A 1303-nucleotide genomic window follows, 5' to 3' on the forward strand; every position below is an offset into this window, starting at 1 on the left:
GTTCGGCGAGCCGCAGCGGGACGGAGGGATCCCGTTCGGAGGGCTTGAGGATGAAGGCGTTCCCGCAGGCCAGGGCGGGGGCCGCCTGCCACAGCGGGATCATCGCGGGGAAGTTGAAGGGGGTGATGCCGGCGACCACGCCGAGCGGGGCGCGCAGCGAGTGCACGTCGATGCCGGAGCCCGCGTTGTCGGTGAACTCGCCCTTGAGGAGGTGCGGGATGCCGGCGGCGAACTCGACTACCTCCAGGCCGCGTTGCAGGTCGCCGTGGGCGTCGGCGACGGTCTTGCCGTGTTCGGCGGACAACAGCCGTGCCAGGGAGTCGCGTTCGCCCTCGACGAGTTGGAGGAAGCGCAGCAGCACGCGGGCGCGGCGCTGCGGGTTCCACTGGCCCCATTCGCGTTGGGCCGCCTCGGCGTCGGCGATGGCCGTCCCGGTGTCGGCGCGGCCGGCCAGGGGGACCCTGGCCTGGACCGTTCCGGTGTTGGGGTCGTGGACGTCGGCGTACAGGCCGGAGGTGCCCGGGGCGTGCTTGCCGCCGATGAAGTGGGTGAGTTCGCGGACCATCGAAGCCTGCTCTCGTCAGGTGAGGTCCGAGGAGGGCGCGACGAGCCGGCGGCGCGGCACCGATCGGGGTGCGCGGCGCGGGGCGGGTCGCGGGACAGTGAAGGCGTGGATGCCTTCGGTGAGTCACGAACGCGCGGACAGGGCCGCGTACTTCGGGAACTCCGCCGGATCACCTGGGCCGTGGTCACGTACCGGTGCCATGCGTGTCTGCTCCATCCTCGTGGACAACACGGAACACCCCGCGGCCGGTATCCTGACTCCCGGATCAACGCGCGCTCTCCGGCCTTCCCAACGGGTTTCCCCGTCAGTGGCCTGTCCTGCTGGAAGAGCACACTCCTCGGTCACAGTGGCGGGACCGCGTCGGATTCACACCGACTTCCCTGCACCGCGGGCTTGCCCAGGAACATATAGTTGGACGTCCTAGTAAGTCCACCCCCGCCCGTCGTCCCGGGCGCGTCGCGCGAGCGCCGCTCCACCGTGAGTGGCCGGAAACCGACGTGGCGAGGTTCCCCCGGAGACGGCCTACGCTCGGGGGATGCGCATCGTTTCCCTGCTGCCCGCCGCCACCGACATCGTGGCCGAACTCGGACTGCTCGCCGATCTGGTGGGCCGCACGCACGAGTGCGACTGGCCGGCGGCGGTGGCCGGCGTGCCGGTGGTGACCTCTGCCGCGTTCTCGTCCGACGAGCTGTCCAGTCGGGAGATCTCCGAGGCGGTCGGGGGCGCGGCGCACAGCGG

The 1303-nt window shown here is 71.3% G+C and carries 1 protein-coding gene, 1 pseudogene and 1 riboswitch; of the genes and pseudogenes, one reads left to right on the plus strand and one right to left on the minus strand.

Features of this window, described 5'->3' with window-relative positions; translation table 11 throughout:
- Positions 1–565 (minus strand): aldehyde dehydrogenase family protein (locus ADK55_RS15240; RefSeq protein ID WP_159041400.1); only part of this gene is annotated, 565 nt, incomplete at its 3' end.
- Positions 566–790: 225 nt separating this feature from the next.
- Positions 791–970: riboswitch (cobalamin riboswitch) on the minus strand.
- A gap of 130 nt (positions 971–1100) precedes the next feature.
- On the opposite strand from ADK55_RS15240, the pseudogene ADK55_RS15245 reads away from it, so the two are divergent.
- Positions 1101–1303: pseudogene (locus ADK55_RS15245) on the plus strand (cobalamin-binding protein); the annotation flags it as partial.

The sequence above is a fragment of the Streptomyces sp. WM4235 genome (assembly GCF_001279725.1).
Taxonomy (GTDB): domain Bacteria; phylum Actinomycetota; class Actinomycetes; order Streptomycetales; family Streptomycetaceae; genus Streptomyces.